Origin of the sequence: Acidovorax sp. A1169 (assembly GCF_030704685.1) — a bacterium.
In the GTDB taxonomy this organism is placed as follows: domain Bacteria; phylum Pseudomonadota; class Gammaproteobacteria; order Burkholderiales; family Burkholderiaceae_C; genus Acidovorax.
Map to the genome: position 1 here is coordinate 138,907 of NZ_JAUZDX010000009.1, position 16,827 is coordinate 155,733.

General features: G+C 67.7%; 17 protein-coding genes. 3 read left to right on the plus strand and 14 right to left on the minus strand.

All coding sequences use genetic code 11. The features are described 5' to 3' along the window. Positions 1-48 precede the first annotated feature (48 nt). From QYL93_RS16560 to QYL93_RS16570, 3 genes are all read right to left on the minus strand, one after another. Complete coding sequence (locus QYL93_RS16560) at positions 49-618, minus strand: DUF2975 domain-containing protein (RefSeq protein WP_305744647.1); 570 nt, start codon at positions 616-618, stop codon at positions 49-51. A gap of 115 nt (positions 619-733) precedes the next feature. Then, entirely contained in the window at positions 734-2,356 is a 1,623-nt protein-coding gene (locus QYL93_RS16565; protein ID WP_305744648.1) for a gamma-glutamyltransferase family protein, read from the minus strand. An 8-nt stretch (positions 2,357-2,364) separates the two neighbouring features. Beyond that, entirely contained in the window at positions 2,365-3,348 is a 984-nt protein-coding gene (locus tag QYL93_RS16570; RefSeq protein WP_305744649.1) for a tripartite tricarboxylate transporter substrate binding protein, read from the minus strand. A 203-nt stretch (positions 3,349-3,551) separates the two neighbouring features. On the opposite strand from QYL93_RS16570, the gene QYL93_RS16575 reads away from it, so the two are divergent. Next, positions 3,552-4,463, plus strand: coding sequence for a LysR substrate-binding domain-containing protein (locus tag QYL93_RS16575; protein WP_305744650.1), 912 nt, complete (start codon positions 3,552-3,554; stop codon positions 4,461-4,463). Between the two features lie 3 nt (positions 4,464-4,466). Here QYL93_RS16575 and QYL93_RS16580 read toward each other — a convergent pair whose 3' ends face one another. The 9 genes from QYL93_RS16580 to trpE all read right to left on the minus strand — a co-directional run bounded on the left by QYL93_RS16580 (position 4,467) and on the right by trpE (position 11,720). Beyond that, positions 4,467-5,177 carry a uracil-DNA glycosylase gene (locus QYL93_RS16580; RefSeq protein WP_305744651.1) on the minus strand — a complete coding sequence of 237 codons (711 nt, stop codon included), beginning with the start codon at positions 5,175-5,177 and terminating at the stop codon, positions 4,467-4,469. A gap of 17 nt (positions 5,178-5,194) precedes the next feature. Continuing rightward, the gene (trpC, locus tag QYL93_RS16585) at positions 5,195-5,995 is read right to left on the minus strand and encodes an indole-3-glycerol phosphate synthase TrpC (protein ID WP_305744652.1); all 801 of its coding nucleotides are present in this window, start codon (positions 5,993-5,995) and stop codon (positions 5,195-5,197) included. 345 nt (positions 5,996-6,340) lie between these two features. Continuing rightward, entirely contained in the window at positions 6,341-6,913 is a 573-nt protein-coding gene (locus QYL93_RS16590) for a hypothetical protein (RefSeq protein WP_305744653.1), read from the minus strand. A 60-nt stretch (positions 6,914-6,973) separates the two neighbouring features. Further along, entirely contained in the window at positions 6,974-7,531 is a 558-nt protein-coding gene (locus QYL93_RS16595; RefSeq protein WP_305744654.1) for a hypothetical protein, read from the minus strand. 36 nt (positions 7,532-7,567) lie between these two features. After that, the gene (trpD, locus tag QYL93_RS16600; RefSeq protein WP_305744655.1) at positions 7,568-8,599 is read right to left on the minus strand and encodes an anthranilate phosphoribosyltransferase; all 1,032 of its coding nucleotides are present in this window, start codon (positions 8,597-8,599) and stop codon (positions 7,568-7,570) included. A gap of 25 nt (positions 8,600-8,624) precedes the next feature. Further along, positions 8,625-9,293: a LysE family translocator gene (locus QYL93_RS16605; RefSeq protein WP_305744656.1), complete on the minus strand. Its 669-nt coding sequence runs from the start codon at positions 9,291-9,293 to the stop codon at positions 8,625-8,627. Further along, the gene (locus tag QYL93_RS16610; RefSeq protein WP_305744657.1) at positions 9,290-9,874 is read right to left on the minus strand and encodes an aminodeoxychorismate/anthranilate synthase component II; all 585 of its coding nucleotides are present in this window, start codon (positions 9,872-9,874) and stop codon (positions 9,290-9,292) included. The genes QYL93_RS16605 and QYL93_RS16610 overlap by 4 nt, the downstream gene beginning before the upstream one ends. Next, the gene (locus QYL93_RS16615; RefSeq protein WP_305744658.1) at positions 9,871-10,224 is read right to left on the minus strand and encodes a chorismate mutase; all 354 of its coding nucleotides are present in this window, start codon (positions 10,222-10,224) and stop codon (positions 9,871-9,873) included. Before QYL93_RS16615 ends, QYL93_RS16610 begins: the two co-directional genes overlap by 4 nt. Continuing rightward, on the minus strand, positions 10,221-11,720 hold the full coding sequence (gene trpE, locus QYL93_RS16620; RefSeq protein WP_305744659.1) for an anthranilate synthase component I: 1,500 nt from the start codon (positions 11,718-11,720) through the stop codon (positions 10,221-10,223). The genes QYL93_RS16615 and trpE overlap by 4 nt, the downstream gene beginning before the upstream one ends. Positions 11,721-12,072: 352 nt before the next feature. On the opposite strand from trpE, the gene QYL93_RS16625 reads away from it, so the two are divergent. Both QYL93_RS16625 and QYL93_RS16630 read left to right on the plus strand, forming a co-directional pair. Continuing rightward, on the plus strand, positions 12,073-12,663 hold the full coding sequence (locus tag QYL93_RS16625) for a chalcone isomerase family protein (protein ID WP_305744660.1): 591 nt from the start codon (positions 12,073-12,075) through the stop codon (positions 12,661-12,663). Between the two features lie 235 nt (positions 12,664-12,898). Further along, positions 12,899-14,530, plus strand: a complete 1,632-nt coding sequence (locus QYL93_RS16630; protein WP_305744661.1) for a methyl-accepting chemotaxis protein — start codon at positions 12,899-12,901, stop codon at positions 14,528-14,530. 7 nt (positions 14,531-14,537) lie between these two features. On the opposite strand, the gene QYL93_RS16635 is transcribed toward QYL93_RS16630, so the two are convergent. Together QYL93_RS16635 and QYL93_RS16640 are read right to left on the minus strand one after the other, a co-directional pair. Beyond that, complete coding sequence (locus tag QYL93_RS16635; protein WP_305744662.1) at positions 14,538-15,251, minus strand: phosphoglycolate phosphatase; 714 nt, start codon at positions 15,249-15,251, stop codon at positions 14,538-14,540. A 77-nt stretch (positions 15,252-15,328) separates the two neighbouring features. After that, positions 15,329-16,795 carry a hypothetical protein gene (locus tag QYL93_RS16640; protein WP_305744715.1) on the minus strand — a complete coding sequence of 489 codons (1,467 nt, stop codon included), beginning with the start codon at positions 16,793-16,795 and terminating at the stop codon, positions 15,329-15,331. Positions 16,796-16,827 lie beyond the last annotated feature (32 nt).

The window sequence follows — 16,827 nt, forward strand, 5'->3', positions numbered from 1 at the left end:
CCTTTCCGGCGCGCGCCCTGGTCGTTGAACAGGCAGGCCCCCAGGCGGTCAGACAAACGCACTGGACTCCTCCTGCAGGCGCTGGCCCTCGGCCATCACGTGGGCCAACAGCAGCATCATCAGGCCGACGATCAGCACGCTCATCTCGAACGAACCCACCGACAGCGCCACCTGCCCGCCGCGCTGGCCCGAGGCCAGCCAGGACAACAGCGCCGTCACTGCCGCGCCGTGCACCAGCGAGGCCGCGAACATCGCGATGAAGCCCCAGCCCACGCCACGAAAGCCGCGCACCACTGCCGAACCGAACACCTCGCCACGCAGAAAGGCGGTGCAGATGCGGTGCAGGCACCACACGGTGAACAGCATGGCGGCGGTCGGCAGGCATTCGATGGCCAGGCCCACCAGGCGCCAGCTCACGTCGATCTGCAAAGGGGCGCCAATGTTTGCCTGCAGCGCCTGCGAGGGCAGCAGCATCTGCGCCAGGCCGCCCGATTCGCCACGGCCCAGCAGCAGCCAGCGGGCCACGGAAAAGCACACGCCCGCCAGCGCGCACAGCAGGGTCAGCGCGTGCAGCCCGCAGGACAAGCGCCGGAAGGCCGGGCTTTGGATGGATGCCATGGTGATTGCCTCATGTTTTCTGTAAAACAATAATAATATTCTGCCATACAGAAACAAAAAGGCAATCACCCGGTGCGCAGCCGCCCCCCAGGGCCGACAGCCGCTCTCTGATGCGTCAGAAAGCGACCGCGTGCCCGTCCTTGCGCGGGTCGGAGCCGGCGATGTAGCTGCCACCGTCACGCAGCACGAGCTGGGCGCCGCCGAAGGCGAAGACGCCATTGCCCTCCTCCACCGTGACCTCGTGGCCACGAGCGCGCAGTGCGGCGACCACGGCGGGGTCGAAGGCCGGCTCCACCGCCACGCCCTTGCCGCCCGTCACGCGCCAGCGCGGGGCGTCGGCCGCTGCCTGCGGGTTCTGGCCGTAGCGCAGCACGCGCAGGGCCATCTGCAGGTGGCCCTGGGACTGCATGGGGCCGCCCATTACGCCAAAGGCCATCTGCGGCGTGCCGTCGGCATGCATGGAAAAAGCCGGGATGATGGTGTGCGAGGGACGCTTGCGCGGGGCCACCTCGTTGGCATGCCCTGGCGTGAGGGTGAAGCCGTGGCCCCGGTTCTGCAGGCTGATGCCCGTGCCCGGCACGACCACGCCGGAGCCGAAGCCCATGTAGTTGGACTGGATGAACGAGACCATCATGCCCGAGGCATCGGCCGCTGCCAGGTACACCGTACCGCCGGGGCGCGGCGCACCGTGGCCGGGGTCGCCGGCCTGCGCGGCATCAATCAGTTGTGCGCGCTGCGCCAGATAGCCGGCGTCGAGCAGGTCGCGCGGCGTCACCGCCCGCATGGCATCGATGTCGGCGTTGTACTGGTGCAGGTCGGCCAGCGCGAGCTTCATGGCCTCGATGCTGGCGTGCACCGTGTCCACATGGTCCAAAGGCTGGCCGCCGATGCCGAAGGACTCAAGCATGCCCAGCGCCATCAGCGTGGCGATGCCCTGGCCGTTGGGCGGGATTTCATGGACCACCGAATCGCCGAAGCGCTGGCTCACGGTGCCCACCCAGTCGGCCTGGTGCGAAGCGAGGTCATCCTCGGTCATGGCTCCGCCATTGGCGCGGGAATGCTCCACCATCTGGCGTGCCAGGGTGCCACGGTAGAAGGCCTCGCCCTCGGTCTGGGCAATCAGCTCCAGCGTGCGCGCATGGGCTTCGCTGCGGAAGATCTCGCCCGCGCGCGGTGCGCGGCCACCGGGCATGAAGCACTCGGCAAAGCCGGGCTGGGCACCGAGCTTGGCCGCCCCCAGCGCCCACAGCCGGGCGATGGTGGGCGAAACCGGGAAGCCATTGCGCGCATAGTCGATGGCGGGCTCGGCCAGTTTGGCAAACGGCAACTTGCCCAGGCGTTTGGACAGGGCCACCCAGGCGGACACGGCGCCAGGCACGGTGACGGCGTTCCAGCCCGTCTCGGGCAGGCCCCCGCGCTCGGCGAAGTACGCAGGTGTCCATGCGGCGGGCGAACGGCCCGAGGCGTTCAGCCCATGCAGTTCCTTGCCGTCCCAGACGATGGCGAAGCCGTCGCTGCCCAGGCCGCAGCCCGTGGGCTCGACCACGGTGAGCGCCATGGCGGCAGCGATGGCGGCGTCCACGGCGTTGCCGCCGGCCAGCAGCATGCGCAGCCCCGCCTGCGCGGCCAGCGGCTGCGAGGTGGAGACGACGTTGCGCCCCATCACCGCGCTGCGGTGGGAGGCATAAGGCAGGGCCCAGTCCAGGGCGGGGGTGTCGGCAGGGGTGCGTGCGTTCATCGTCTCGGTCACTCCACGGAAATCTTGTGCTGGCGGATCACGGTGGCCCAGCGGGCGCTGTCGGCCTGCACCATGGCAGCGAACTTGGCGGGTGTGCTGGGGGCGGCGGGCTCCACGCCGAGCTTGGCCAGGCCTTCGGCCACCTCGGTCGACTGAATGGCCTTGGCAAAGGCCTTGTGGATGCGGTCCACCAGTGCGGGCGGTGCGCCGGCCGGCAGGTACACGCCGAACCAGGTCACCGAGGAATAGCCGGGCAGGCCGGACTCTGCCATGGTGGGCAGTTCGGGCGCGAGCGCGCTGCGCTTTTCGCTGGTCACCGCCAGGGCGCGCAGGCGACCGCCCTTGACGTGCGGCATGCCCGTGGGCAGCGAGTCGAACAGCACGTGGGTCTGACCAGCCACAAGGTCGGGGATGGCAAGGGCCGTGCCCTTGTAGGGCACGTGCATCATCTCGACGCCGGCCTGGGCGCTGAAGGCCGCAGCGTTCAGGTGCACGATGGTGCCATTGCCACTGGTGGCGTAATTGAGCTTGCCGGGGTGGGCCTTGCCGTAGGCAATCAGCTCGCCCACCGTCTTCACGGGCAACGAGTTGGTCACCAGCAGCACGCTGGGCGCATCGGCCAGGTGGGCGACGGGCGTGAAGTCCTTGCGCGGGTCGTAGGCCAGACGCGGCATCAGATGGGGCGAGATGGCGTGCGTGCTGCTCGTGGTGAGCAGCAGGGTGTAACCGTCGGGTTGCGCCTTGGCGGCTTCGGCCGCGCCGATGGTGCCGCCCGCGCCGGGGCGGTTGTCCACCACCATCTGCTGGCCCAGGTCCTGCGCCACGCGCTGCGCGACCACGCGGGCCACGAGGTCGGTGGCACCGCTGGCCGGGAAGGGAACGATCACCCGCACCGGACGGTCGGGCCAGTTCGATTGCGCATGCGCCCCCGCACACACGGCCATCAGGCAGGCCAGGCCAAGCACGCTACGGCCCCAGGAAAAAAGACGCATACGAAGCACTCCAGAAAAAGAACGGGGACAGGAAGAACCGGGCACGCTCTCCCCCGATATCCACAGGAAGGCGGCGCAACAGGCTTCATCTTAGGAATGTGGCAGTCGCATGACCACCACCAAATCAGCAAATAGCTTTGCCGCACCGGCAAAGCGCTTCGCTTTTTGAGATGATCCACGGCAAACCTCCCATCGACCCCTCCATGCGCGCCCAACTCCTGCAAGACACGGCTCTGCGCTACTTCCTCGAAGTGGCGCAAAGCGGCTCGCTCACCGAAGCCTCGGCGCGGCTGCACGTGGCCGCCTCGGCCCTGAGCCGGCAGATCGCCGGGCTCGAATCGCAGCTGGGCACGCCGCTGTTCGAGCGGCACCCGCGCGGCATGGTGCTCACCGCGGCCGGCGTGATCCTGGCCACGCACGCGCGCCGCACGGTGCTCGACGCCGAACGGGCGCTGGGGGAGATCGGCGCCTTGCAGGGACTGCGCGCCGGTCAGGTGCGCCTGGCCACTTCCGACGCCTTTGCCAACGAGCTGGTGCCGCGCCTGTGCGTGGAATTCCAGCGCACGCACACCGGCATCCAGTTCGAGGTGCAGTCCCTGCCCACGGCCCAGGTGCCCGGTGCGGTGCGCAGCGGCGCGGCCGACATCGGCCTGTGCTTCAGCCGCGCGCCACACAAGGACATCGACGTAGCCTACCGCCAGCGGGCGCCGGTGCTGGCCCTGGTGCCGCCCGGCCACCCTCTGGCCGGTGCGAAGAGCGTGACGCTGGCGCGCATGGGCCAGTACCCGCTGGCCCTGCCGCCGCCCGAAACCACGGTGCGCCAGATGATCGACATCGTCTGCAGCCGCCAGGGCCTGCAGCTGGCGCCGGTGCTGGTGAGCAACCACGTCAAGACCATGCTCCACTTCGTGGCCAACGGGGGTGGGCTGTCGGTGTCCAGCGAGATCGCGGCGCGCCACATGGTGGCCGCTGGCGACATCGTCGCGCTGCCCATCGGCGACCAGGGCATGGACCTGCGCGACCTGGAGCTGCAGACCCTGTCGGGCCGCAGCCTGCCCGTGGCGGCGCAGGCCTTTCTGGACCTGCTCAGGGAGCGGCTGCCCGGGCCCTGGTGATTCTCAATCGCGCCCTTCGTGCTGTTGGCGGAATTCGCGCGCCTTGCCGAAGTGGCCGTTGCCGATGAAGGGCACGGGGGGCCGCAGAGCCGACAGCGGCGAGGGGTGGTTGGAGGTCAGCACCATGTGCCCCCGGTCGGCCGGGATCCACACGCGCTTGGACTGGGCATGCGCGCCCCAGAGCATGAATACCACCGGGCGCTCGCCTTCGGCCACGTGGCGGATCACGGCGTCGGTCAGTTCCTCCCAGCCCTTGCCGGAATGGCTCGCGGCCTGGCCCTCTTCCACCGTGAGGCCGGTGTTGAGCAGCAGCACGCCGTTCTTCGCCCATTTGACGAGGCTGCCGCCCGGCTCGGGCCATGCGGGAAACGGGGTCTCCAGGTCACGCTGCATCTCCTTGAAGATGTTGCGCAGCGAGGGCGGCAACTGCACGCCGGGCGCGACGGAGAACGCCAACCCCTCGGCCTGGCCACGCCCGTGGTACGGGTCCTGGCCGAGGATGACCACGCGCACCTGCTCGGGTGGTGTCAGCTCCAGCGCGCGCAAAGGCTTGGGCGGGAAGATGGCAGCGCCGGCGGCCAGGCGCTGTTGCAGATAGCCCAGCAGCGCCTGGCCACGCGGGCCGGCGAAGAAGGCATCGACCAGCGGCTGCCAGCCGGGAGCCACAGGCCAGTCAGCGGGGTCAGCGCTTTGCAGTTGGGTGGCGTCGGTCATGGGTGGCAGGCCGTGGATCAGGCGAACAGGTTCGCCAGCGCCTCGCCGGGTTCAGGCGCGCGCATGAAGGCCTCGCCCACCAGGAAGGCATTCACGCCCGCATCGCGCATGGTCTTCACGTCGGCCGGCGTGAGGATGCCGGACTCGGTGACCAGCAGGCGGTCGGCCGGCACGTTCTTCTGCAGGTCCAGCGTGGTCTGCAGCGACACCTCGAAGGTGCGCAGGTTGCGGTTGTTGATGCCCACGAGCCGGGTCTTGAGCTTGAGCGCACGCTCGAGCTCAGCACCGTCATGCACCTCAACCAGCACCGCCATATCCAGGCTGCGCGCAATCGCCTCGAAGTCGGCCATCTGGGCATCGTCCAGGCTGGCCGCGATCAGCAAAATGGCATCGGCGCCCATGGCCCGCGATTCGTAGATCTGGTAGGCGTCGACCATGAAGTCCTTGCGCAGCACGGGCAGCTGGCAGCTGGCGCGCGCCTGCTTGAGGGCATCCACGCTGCCCTGGAAGAACTGCTTGTCGGTCAGCACCGAAAGGCAGGCCGCGCTCACCGTGCCATCGCCATCGGCATAGCTCTGCGCGATATCGGCGGGGATGAAGTCGGCGCGCAGCACACCCTTGCTGGGGCTGGCCTTCTTGACCTCGGCGATCACCGCCGCCTGGCCTTTGGCGATCTTGGCGCGCAGCGCGCCCTCGAAGTCGCGCGTGAGCACACGGCTCTCGGCATCGGCACGCATCGCGGCCAGGGGCATGCGCTTGGTAGCGGCGGCCACTTCTTCGTGCTTGACGGCCACGATCTTGTTGAGGATGTCACTCATGGGAAAACCTTCACGAAAAATTCAAACTAGCCGCACCAAAGTACACCACGAAACTTCGGCACACAAGAAATCAGCGGTGGCGTGATGCCGCCTCTGGCTACCGGCCCTGCCTTGGCTCGACACCCTGGAGACCAAGACGACCGTTCAAATGCTCCAGGCACCGGTCAATCAATGCCTGGTCACGCCTGGAGCCACGCTGCAACGTCAGGCTCGTCAGTGGGATTCTCTGGCCAGCAGGCCCAGGGTCCAGTACCAGGCGGCAGTAAAACATCGTCCCCTTCGCATTGCCAAAGGGCTCCCAGCTCAGGCCGCACCCCTCATGCAAGACAACTGTGCCTTGCCTCTTCAAGCCCAGAGGCGTAAGTGTGCGGCTTCGAAAATCCAGTATCCAGCCCCGCGACTTGTCGTTTTGGAATCGAAGTCGCAGAGCGATGGTTGCGCAAGCAACGCAAGGCAGCCCAACAGACCAGAAATGCTCCAAAGATACTGCGCCCGCCAATCCAGGACCATGATCACCGTTGCAACAAAAACAAGCACCGACATGCCACACAATGGGACGAAAACCGTCAGATCCGCGAGACTGGCGCCCCCGAGGCTCAAGGGAAGCCACACCCTGGATTGCTGCTCGATAGCAGCCACCCAAGCCGACAAAATGCGCAGACGTGCGGGCACAGGTGAAGGCTTGCGCGTCACGACGAGTCCTCTGACCTGGGGCAACGCGCAATGCGGTCGCAAAGAGAGACGCAGGCGCATCTGCCAATACACAGCGCGCCGGAAAGGCACGCCAGGCAGCCAGCGCGAAAAAGCCCGCCACCATCGAATGCCCCCCGCAGATGCATGCGGCGTGTGCCGGCCCAGCCACCCTCCCGGCGCATTCGCGCGCATGGGCACGATGCCCCCGGTATCGGCGAGCACCATGGCCCGGCGCGGTGCGCCGGGGGACGGGTGGCAGCATGGCAGCTCGGCACGCAGGACAGGTCAGTAGACAGGCATCAAGCGGCCACCGGACCGCCGGATACCGAGGCGGGCCGCCAGTTCATCCACGCACCGGTCGAGGGTGCCCATCTGCATAGACAGCGTTTCGGTATCGGAGGACTGCAGTTCCACCGCGAACAGGGTCGCGATCGGACCTGCTGTTCTATGGCGAAACTCGACCTCGCAGGAAAGGGAGCCGTGATCTGGAGGGCCGGGCATGATGCCGATGGAATGCGCCGGGTCCAGGGGAATGGCCGGGCCTGCTGCCTGTGCAGGCAGCAACGTGCGCAGGGACATGTTCAGCACCCACCGCACCCGGTACGTGAAGCGCCGCAGCTGCCACCAGCACATGCCCATGGCGGTGCCAACGACCAGCGCAATGACCCACCACGCGGTAGCGATCGAAGGCTGCAGCACGAATAGAAAGAAGTAGCAGCTGCCCCAGGCGAACAGGACAGGTCCCAGATAGGCCCATACGGCCTTTCGGTGCAGCCGCTCGGGCAGGTACAGACAGGCGTCCTCCCTCACGGCAGCCGCGAGGTCGTTGACGTCCCGCAACATGCGGTGCCCTTGTGTTGTCATGCGCTGCTGCGGCGATCAGACCGCCAGCGCGTGCGTGCGCGCCACCAGTTGCTCAAGCCGGGCCAGCGCGGCACCCGAGGCAATCGCTGCGCGCGCCTTGGCCAGGCCATCCGCGATGGAACTCGCCACATTGGCCGCATACAGCGCGGCGCCGGCGTTCAGGCAGACGATGTCTTGCGCGGCACCGGGATCGCCCTTGAGCACACCGATCAGCATGTCGCGCGACTGCTCGGGGGTTTCCACCTTGAGTGTGCGGTTGCTGGACATGGCCAGGCCGAAGTCCTCGGGGTGCACCTCGTACTCGGTGATCTGGCCGTTCTTCAACTCCCCCACCAGGGTGGCGGCACCCAGGCTGACTTCGTCCATGCCGTCGCGGCCATAGACCACCAGCGCATGCTCGGCGCCCAGGCGCTGCAATGCGCGAACCTGGATACCGACCAAGTCGGGGTGGAACACGCCCATGAGGATGTTGGGTGCACCGGCCGGGTTGGTCAGCGGGCCGAGGATGTTGAAGATGGTGCGCACGCCCAGCTCACGGCGCACGGGCGCCACGTTCTTCATCGCGGGGTGGTGGTTGGGCGCGAACATGAAGCCGATGCCCACCTCGGCGATGCATTGGGCAATCGCCTCGGGCGTGAGGTTGATGTGGATGCCCAGCGCCTCCATCACGTCGGCACTGCCGCTCTTGCTCGACACGCCGCGCCCGCCATGCTTGCTGACCTTGGCGCCCGCAGCAGCCGCCACGAACATCGAGCAGGTGGAGATGTTGAAGGTGTTGGCCCCGTCGCCGCCGGTGCCCACGATGTCCACCAGGTGCATGCTGTCGGGCACGTGGACTTTGGTGGAGAACTCGCGCATCACCTGCGCGGCGGCCGTGATCTCGCCGATGGTTTCCTTCTTCACGCGCAGGCCGGTGATGATGGCCGCCATCATCACCGGCGAGAGCTCGCCGCTCATGATCAGGCGCATCAGGTGCAGCATCTCGTCGTGGAAGATTTCGCGGTGCTCGATGGTGCGCTGCAGCGCTTCCTGGGGGGTGATGGACATGGTGTGGTCTCCGTCTCGTAATTTTTTAAGCGGCAGGCCGGTCCGAGAAGGCCAGCTTGAGGCCGAAGCCGATGAACATTGCCCCGGCGACGCGGTCCAGCCAGTGCATGCCGCGCTGCACGGCGCCCACGCGGCGCGCCATCCAGCTGGCGGCCAGCGCCCAGCCCACGTTGACGGGGATGGCGTTGAGGTTGAACAGCACCCCGAGCAGCACGAAGGCCAGGGCCTTGCTGTCCGTGCCCGGCGCGATGAACTGGGGCACAAAGGCCAGGAAGAAGATCGCCACCTTGGGGTTGAGCACATTGGTCCAGAAGCCGCCCATGAAGACGCCGCGCAGCGGCACGGCCGCAGCCGGCGCGGCCTGCGCCGCAGCGATGGCGGCACCGCTGCCACCATCACCCGAGGCCTTGGCGAACAGCATGCGCACGCCCATCCACAGCAGGTAGGCCGCGCCCACCCACTTGAGCACGGTGAAGGCCGTGGCCGACGCGGCCAGCAGCGCGCCCACACCCACGGCGGCGGCAAAGATGTGCACGAAGCAGCCGGCCGTGATACCCAGGCCCGCCACGATGCCCGCGCGCGTGCCAGAACGCAGCGCGTTGGAGACGATGTAGAGCACATCCGGCCCAGGCGTCAGGTTCAGCAGCCAGCCGGCCGCGATGAACATCAGCAGTTGGTGCGTCTCGATGATCATGGCCGGGGCTCCAGGAAGTTCTTGAGCATGGCGTGGCCGTGTTCGGTGAGGATGCTCTCGGGATGGAACTGCACGCCCTCGATGTCCAGCGTCTTGTGGCGCACGCCCATGATCTCGCCATCGTCGGTCCAGGCGGTCACGGCCAGCACCTCGGGGCAACTGGCGCGCTCGATGGACAGCGAGTGGTAGCGGTTCACGGTGAACTTCTCGGGCAGGCCCGCGAACACGCCCTGCTGCGTGGTGGTGATGACGCTGGTCTTGCCGTGCATCAACTGCTGTGCGCGCACGATGGTGCCGCCGAAGGCCGCGCCGATGGCCTGGTGGCCCAGGCACACGCCCAGAATGGGCAACTTACCGGCGAAGTGCTGGATCGCAGCCACCGAGATGCCGGCCTCGGCCGGTGAACACGGACCGGGCGAGATCACCAGCCGGTCGAGCTGGCCGGCGGCCAGGCGGGCGGCAATCTCGTCGACCGTGATCTCGTCGTTGCGGTGCACCTCGACCTCGGCACCGAGCTCGCCGAAATACTGCACGATGTTGTAGGTGAAGCTGTCGTAGTTGTCGACCATCAAGAGTTTCATGCTGCGCTCCCTGCGGTCTGGCCCGCGTCGCTGGCGTGCCCGGCGCGCAGGCGCGCGAACTCGCGGTGTTCGTAGGCAATGGATGCCTCCATGAGGCCCCGGTAGATGGCTTCCATCACTTCGGCCTGGCCGCCCTGTGCCAGGGCGCGCTCGCGCACCCGGTCCACGATGGCCTGGATGCGCGCCTCGTCGCGCACCTGCGCGTCGCTGTGCTTGATGCGCGCAGCCTGCGTCATGTAGCCCGTGCGCAGCACCAAGAGCGGCACGAGCACGTCGTCGAGTGCGTCGATTTCACGGCGCACGTCGGCCATGGTGGTGCAGTGCTGCACCTGGTCGATGGCGCGGCTCATTCGAGGCCCTCCTCGACGAGCTCCGCAGCGCGCAGCAGGGCGCGGGCCTTGTGCTCGGTTTCCTTCCATTCGAGCTCGGGCACCGAATCGGCCACCACCCCGGCGGCTGCCTGCACGTAGAGCGTGCCGTTCTTGATGATGCCGGTGCGGATGGCGATGGCCACGTCCATGTCGCCGGCATAGCTCAGGTAGCCGCAGGCGCCGCCGTACAGGCCGCGCTTGGTGGGTTCAAGCTGGTCGATGACTTCCATCGCATGAACTTTGGGCGCACCCGTGAGCGTGCCCGCCGGGAAGGTGGCCTTGAGCACGTCGATGGCCGTCATGCCGTCGTTGAGCATGCCCTCGACATTGCTCACGATGTGCATCACGTGGCTGTAGCGCTCCACGGCGAAGGCCTCGGTCACCTTCACGGTGCCGGTCTTGGCGATGCGGCCGATGTCGTTGCGCGCCAGGTCGATCAGCATCACATGCTCGGCGCGCTCCTTGGGGTCGTTGATGAGTTCGACCTCGGCGGCCTTGTCCTTCTCTGGCGTGGCGCCGCGCGGGCGCGTGCCGGCCAGCGGGCGGATGGTGATCTTCTGCCCGTCCGGCGTGCTCTCCTGGCGCACCAGAATCTCGGGGCTGGCGCCCACCACGTGGAAGTCGCCGAAGTCATAGAAATACATGTACGGCGAGGGGTTGAGCGAGCGCAGCGCACGGTACAGCGACAGCGGGCTTTCGGTGTAGCGCTTGTGGATGCGCTGGCCCACCTGCACCTGCATGAAGTCCCCGGCGGCGATCAGCTCCTTTGCGCGGTCCACCGCGGCCAGGTAGTCGGCCTTGGAAAAATCGCGCTGCGCGGGATGGCTCTCGGTGGGCTTGACCACCGGGGCGCTGACCGAATACTTGAGCTGCTCTTTCAGTTCGCGCAGGCGCTTCTTGGCCTTGGCATAGGCTTCGGGCGTGGCAGGATCGGCGTAGACGATGAGGTAGAGCTTGCCCGAGAGGTTGTCGATGACCGCCAGTTCCTCGCACTGCAGCAGCAGGATGTCGGGGCAGCCCAGGGTATCGGGCGGGCAGGTGTTCTCGAGCTTCTTTTCGATGTAACGCACAGCGTCGTAGCCGAAGTACCCTGCCAGGCCACCGCAAAAACGCGGCAAGCCGGGGCGCAGCGCTACCTTGAAGCGCTTTTGGTAAGCCGCGATGAAGTCGAGCGGATTGCCTTCGGCAGTCTCCACCACCTGGCCGTCGGTAACGACCTCGGTGCGCGCCGCAGCGCCGAAACCGCTGGCGCGCAGCAAGGTGCGCGCCGGCAGGCCGATGAAGCTGTAGCGCCCGAAGCGCTCGCCGCCCACCACGGATTCGAGCAGGAAGCTGTGCTTGCCGCCCTCCTTGGCGCGCGCCAGCTTCAGATAAAGCGAGAGCGGGGTTTCCAGGTCCGCAAAGGCCTCGGCCATGAGCGGAATGCGGTTGTAGCCTTCGCCGGCCAGGCTTTTGAATTCAAGTTCAGTGATCACGGGGAGAGCTCCCAGCTATCACAGCGCGTGTCCCCGCCAATGGGCATTGGGGGCGCTGCGGTTCATTCAATCGGCCCTGACAAGGGCCACGGGTGCACGCTGGGGCGGATCGCCCAGGTGCCATCAGGCGTTCAGGCAGACAGGCTGACGCCAGGGCCAGGCTCCCCGGTCGCTGCAACCTGTGATGAACACGTGGTGAATGAACATGGTCCAAAGTGTAGCAAAGGTCTTGGAGCTTTCGGGTTTTTGGCATGCAATCACCATGAAGAACCACTCGAAAACCCTGTTGCGCCCGTTGCACGGTCTTGCAACAATTAGAAACGAACGGTCGTTCTATTTTGAGGAGACAAGCATGAAAAACATGGTGCGATGCGCTGCACTCGCCGCCGCATGCATTCTGGCCGGGGCCACCATGGCCCAGCCCATCACGGTGTCCAACGTGAAGTACGAAGAGACCACCCAGGTGGCCGACAGCAGCCTGCAGCTCAATGGTGCGGGCGTGCGCTACAAGGCGGTGTTCAAGGTCTACACCGCCGGGCTGTACCTCGAGAAGAAGGCCGGCACCCCGCAGGAGGTGGCGAGCCAGAAGGGCCCCAAGCGCATGAGCATCACCATGCTGCGCGAGATCGATTCCACCGAGCTGGGCAAGCTGTTCTCGCGTGGCATGGAAGACAACATGGACCGCGCGGCCTTCTCCAAGCTGATCCCCGGCGTGCTGCGCATGAGCCAGATCTTCTCCGACCACAAGAAGCTCATGGCCGGTGACCAGTTCCAAGTGGACTGGATTCCCGGCACCGGCACCGTGATCACCGTCAAGGGCAAGCCCCAGGGCGAGCCTTTCAAGGAGCCCGAGTTCTTCAACGCCCTGCTGGGCATCTGGCTGGGCAATGCGCCGGCGGACTGGAAGCTCAAGGACGCGCTGCTGGGCAAGCAGCCTGCGTAAGCAGCTCTCCCATTGCGCCCACCCTCCCGGGAAAGCACCTACCCACCTCTGTCACCCGGCAGACACAGCGTCTGCAAACCGCAGGCGTAACCTTCGAAGAACCTGTTCAAGCCCCGGCAGCGTGTGCATGCGCCATCCGCCGCACGCTGCAGCCGGGCCTTCTCCTCGCCGGAGCGATCCGCCGACAACCCTCGCCCTATGACCCTGCACCTTCGTTCGCGCGCCTGACCACACCATGAAACCAAGCAACCTCTCCGTCGGCCTGCGCCTGGGCCTGTCCTTCAGCGCCATTTTGCTCATCACGGCGCTCATCGCAGCCACCGGCATGTGGCGCATCGCCAGCCTGCAGGGCGCCAGCGAGCGCGTGGCCACGCAGGAGATCGAACAACAGACCCTGGTCGAGAACTGGGCCGCCGACATCCGCCTGAACTGGGTGCGCACCGAGGCCTTCCTCAAGGCCATTGACCGCGACTACATGGAGAAGCTCACGGCCGACACGCAGGCCACGGCCAAGGGCATCGAGGCCAAGGTCCAGCGCGTCGAAGGCCTGGTGCAGGGTGACAGCAACCGCGCGCAACTGGCCACCATCGCTGCCGCCAGCAAGGCCTACAGCGAGAAGCTCGCCGAGATCCGCGAGCTGCACCGCGGTGGCGAGCCGAATGTACCCACACTGGTGGACAAGGAACTGCGCCCACTGGCCGACCGGTACCTCAAGTCCCTCGATGACCTGCGCACCGCCATGGCCACGCAACTGGCCGCGAGCCAGAGCGACACCGGCGCGCTGGCCAAAGCCAGCCAGGTGCTGCTGGGCGTGGGCACGCTGATCGCGGTGGCGCTGGGCGCTCTGCTGGCCTTCACCGTCACGCGCTCCATCGTGCGGCCGGTGCAGCAGGGCAAGCAGGCGGCCGAAAGCATTGCCGATGGCGACCTGACGCACCCCATCACCACCACGCACAACGACGAAACCGGCCAGTTGCTGCAGGCCCTGGCCACCATGCAGTCGCGCCTGGCAACCATCGTCGGCAATGTGCGCCACAGCGCCGAGGGCGTGGCCACCGCCAGCGCCGAGATCGCCTCGGGCAACAACGACCTGTCGGCCCGCACCGAGCAGCAGGCGTCGGCGCTCGAAGAAACCGCCGCCTCCATGGAGGAACTGGGCTCCACCGTGCGCCAGAACGCCGACAACGCACGCCAGGCCAACCAACTGGCGATGAGCGCTTCGACCGTCGCCATCCAGGGCGGCCAGGTGGTGGCCGAGGTGGTGGACACCATGAAGGGCATCAACGAAAGCAGCAAGAAGATCGCCGACATCATCAGCGTGATCGACTCCATTGCCTTCCAGACGAACATCCTGGCCTTGAATGCCGCAGTGGAAGCAGCCCGCGCGGGTGAACAGGGCCGCGGCTTTGCCGTGGTGGCCAGCGAGGTGCGCAACCTGGCCCAGCGCAGCGCCGAGGCGGCCAAGGAGATCAAGGGCCTGATCGGCACCAGCGTGGAACGTGTGGAGCGCGGCAGCGCCCTGGTGGACCGGGCCGGCGCCACCATGAGCGAGGTGGTGGCATCCATCCGCCGCGTGACCGACATCATGGGCGAGATCAGCGCCGCCAGCAGCGAGCAGAGCTCGGGCGTGGGCCAGGTGGGCGAGGCCATCACGCAGATGGACCAGGCCACGCAGCAGAACGCCGCGCTGGTGGAGCAGAGCGCTGCGGCGGCCGACAGCTTGAAGACCCAGGCCGGGCAGTTGGTGGAGGCGGTGGCCGTGTTCCGGCTCGGGGCGGGCCATGCCACCCCGGTCGCAGCCCCCCGCCCAGCCAGCAATGCCTCACGCCTGCTGCCGGCGAACGGACAGCGCCGTATCGCGGCCTGACAAACCCTCAGGTTGCGGCCGAGAACTCCGCGAGCGCATCCACGAAGCCATCGGCATCCACGGCCCGCACGGGGTGGCCGTGGTTGTAGCCATAGGTCACCAGCACCACGGGGCAGCCGGCGGCGCGCGCAGCCTGTGCGTCATTGCTCGAATCACCGACCATCAGCGTGCGCGCAGGCGCAGTGCCCAGGGCCTCGCAGGTCTTGAGCAGGGGCAGCGGATCGGGCTTCTTGCGCTCGAAGCTGTCGCCACCGAACACCTGCGAGAAATAACCGTGGAGCCCCTTGGCCTTGAGCAGCGGCACGGCAAAGTCCGTGGGCTTGTTGGTCAGGCAGGCAAGGCGCAGGCCTGCCTCCTGCAGCGCCTGCAGGCCTGCCACGACGCCTGGGTACACCTGCGCGTACTGGCCATTGATATCAAGGTAGTGCTTCTGGTAGCTGGCCCAGGCAGCGAGGTACAGCGACTCCACCTGCGCGGCATCTGCCGCCTGCGCGCCGGACGCCAGCACATGGCCCAGCACCGAACGCAGCAGGTGCTCCGAACCCTTGCCCACCATGTGCTCGATGTGCTCGGCCCCGATGGCAGGCAGCGCCAGTTCGCGCAGCATGCGGTTGAGCGCCTCGGCAAAGTCCCCGAGCGTGTCCACCATGGTGCCGTCCAGGTCCACGATGGCGGCGTCCACGCGGGACAGCAGGGCGGACAACGGTGGCGATGCGGACATGCGAAGAACTCCTCGGAATGCGGATGAAGAAAGGCCGGGCAGCGCTGCCCGGCCTTGGCGAGTTTAAAGGCGCCGGCTTACCGCAGACTCAAGGTCTGGCGCTTCCAGGCGGGATCCTGCCAGCGCTGGAACAGGGGCAGCGCAGCCACGTCGCCGGTCACGCGCTCGGTGGCCAGGCCTTCCAGGCGCACGATCTCGAAGCTGCGGCGGTAGCGGCCCTGGCCCCGGGCCTCGCGCGCCACCAGCATCTGCTGGCCGCCAGGCACCCAGCCGGCCCACTCGGCCACGCCGGTCTCGGGCGCGCTGGCGGCGGGGGGCAGCACGTCGACCAGCCAGCCCTCGGCTGTCTTGCGCATCACCCACAGTTCGCGCCAGCCTTCCAGGGGCTGCACGGCAAGCGCCAGGGCCGTGCCCTCGCGGTTCACACTGGCCGAGGCGGCCCAGACCACGCCGTAGGTGCAGCGGCGCACCAATGGTGCCTTCACACCCTTCTGGGCATCGACCAGCAGCACGCAGGTCTCGCCGGGCGCTCCGGGCTCGGTCACGATGCCGGGGCGGTTGCCTTGGGCTGCCGGCAGGCTGGTGGGCACCAGGGCCCAGCGCACGGCGCCTACGCGCATGGCGGCATCGTTGTAGGCGGCCTGGTCTTCATCGGGCAGGTCGTTCTTGCTGACTCCCGCGAACTCGGCCAGGGCGCGGGATGCCGCAGCGGCCACGGCCGGGCCGGCGGCGTCCTTGCGCGCCTGCTGGAAAGCCATGGCGCTCCACACGCCAGCGCGGCGCATCTGGATGCGGTTGCGCACATAGGGCGACAGGCCCGCCACTTCCACGCGCTCGAGCACCTGCGATTGCCACTCCTGCACGCGGGCCCGTTCGTGCGGCGGCAGGTCGGGGTTCACGCACTCGGGCCGCGTCAGCGCCAGGGCGGCGCGGGCGCGCTGCTCGGCATCGGCCATGGGCATGGCCAGCACGCGGCGAAAAGCCTCGCCGTCGTAGCAGACCTGCATGCGGCCTTCGACCTCGTAGGTGGTGAAGCGCACACCGTAGCCGTTGGCCACGTCCAGGTGGGCCGACAAGGTGGCGCCCGAGGCCTTGCCAGGCACGGCGGCCGAGGCGCGGCGCGCCAGCCGGTCGGCCAGGGTTCCCAATGCGTCGAAGGCCTGGGCGCCCTGCTCGCCGGCCAGCGCACTGGCGGGCGCCGCCTGCAGGTAGGCGGCCGTGATGCCGATGCCCAGCGCCTCGGAACCCGGAGTGTCGCGCACAAAGCGCAGCACCGACAGCAGCGCCGGGCCCTCGGCCTCATCGAGCGCCACGCGGCGCACGTCGCTGGTGCGGATGAAACCGCCGCGCTCGCGCTTGTGGTCCCATACCTGCAGGTAATCGAGACGCTCACCGCGCACCTCGAGCACCTCGCCCTGCCACAGGGCGGACTGCTGCTGGGCCGAGTCACGGGGGGCAGCACGCAGGCTGGCCTGGTCCTGCACGACGATGGCGCTGCCCAGGGCGCTGGCAGGTGCGGGCTGCACGGCAGCGGTGGCGACCATGGTGGCGGCAGAGGCGATGGCCGCGACGAGCG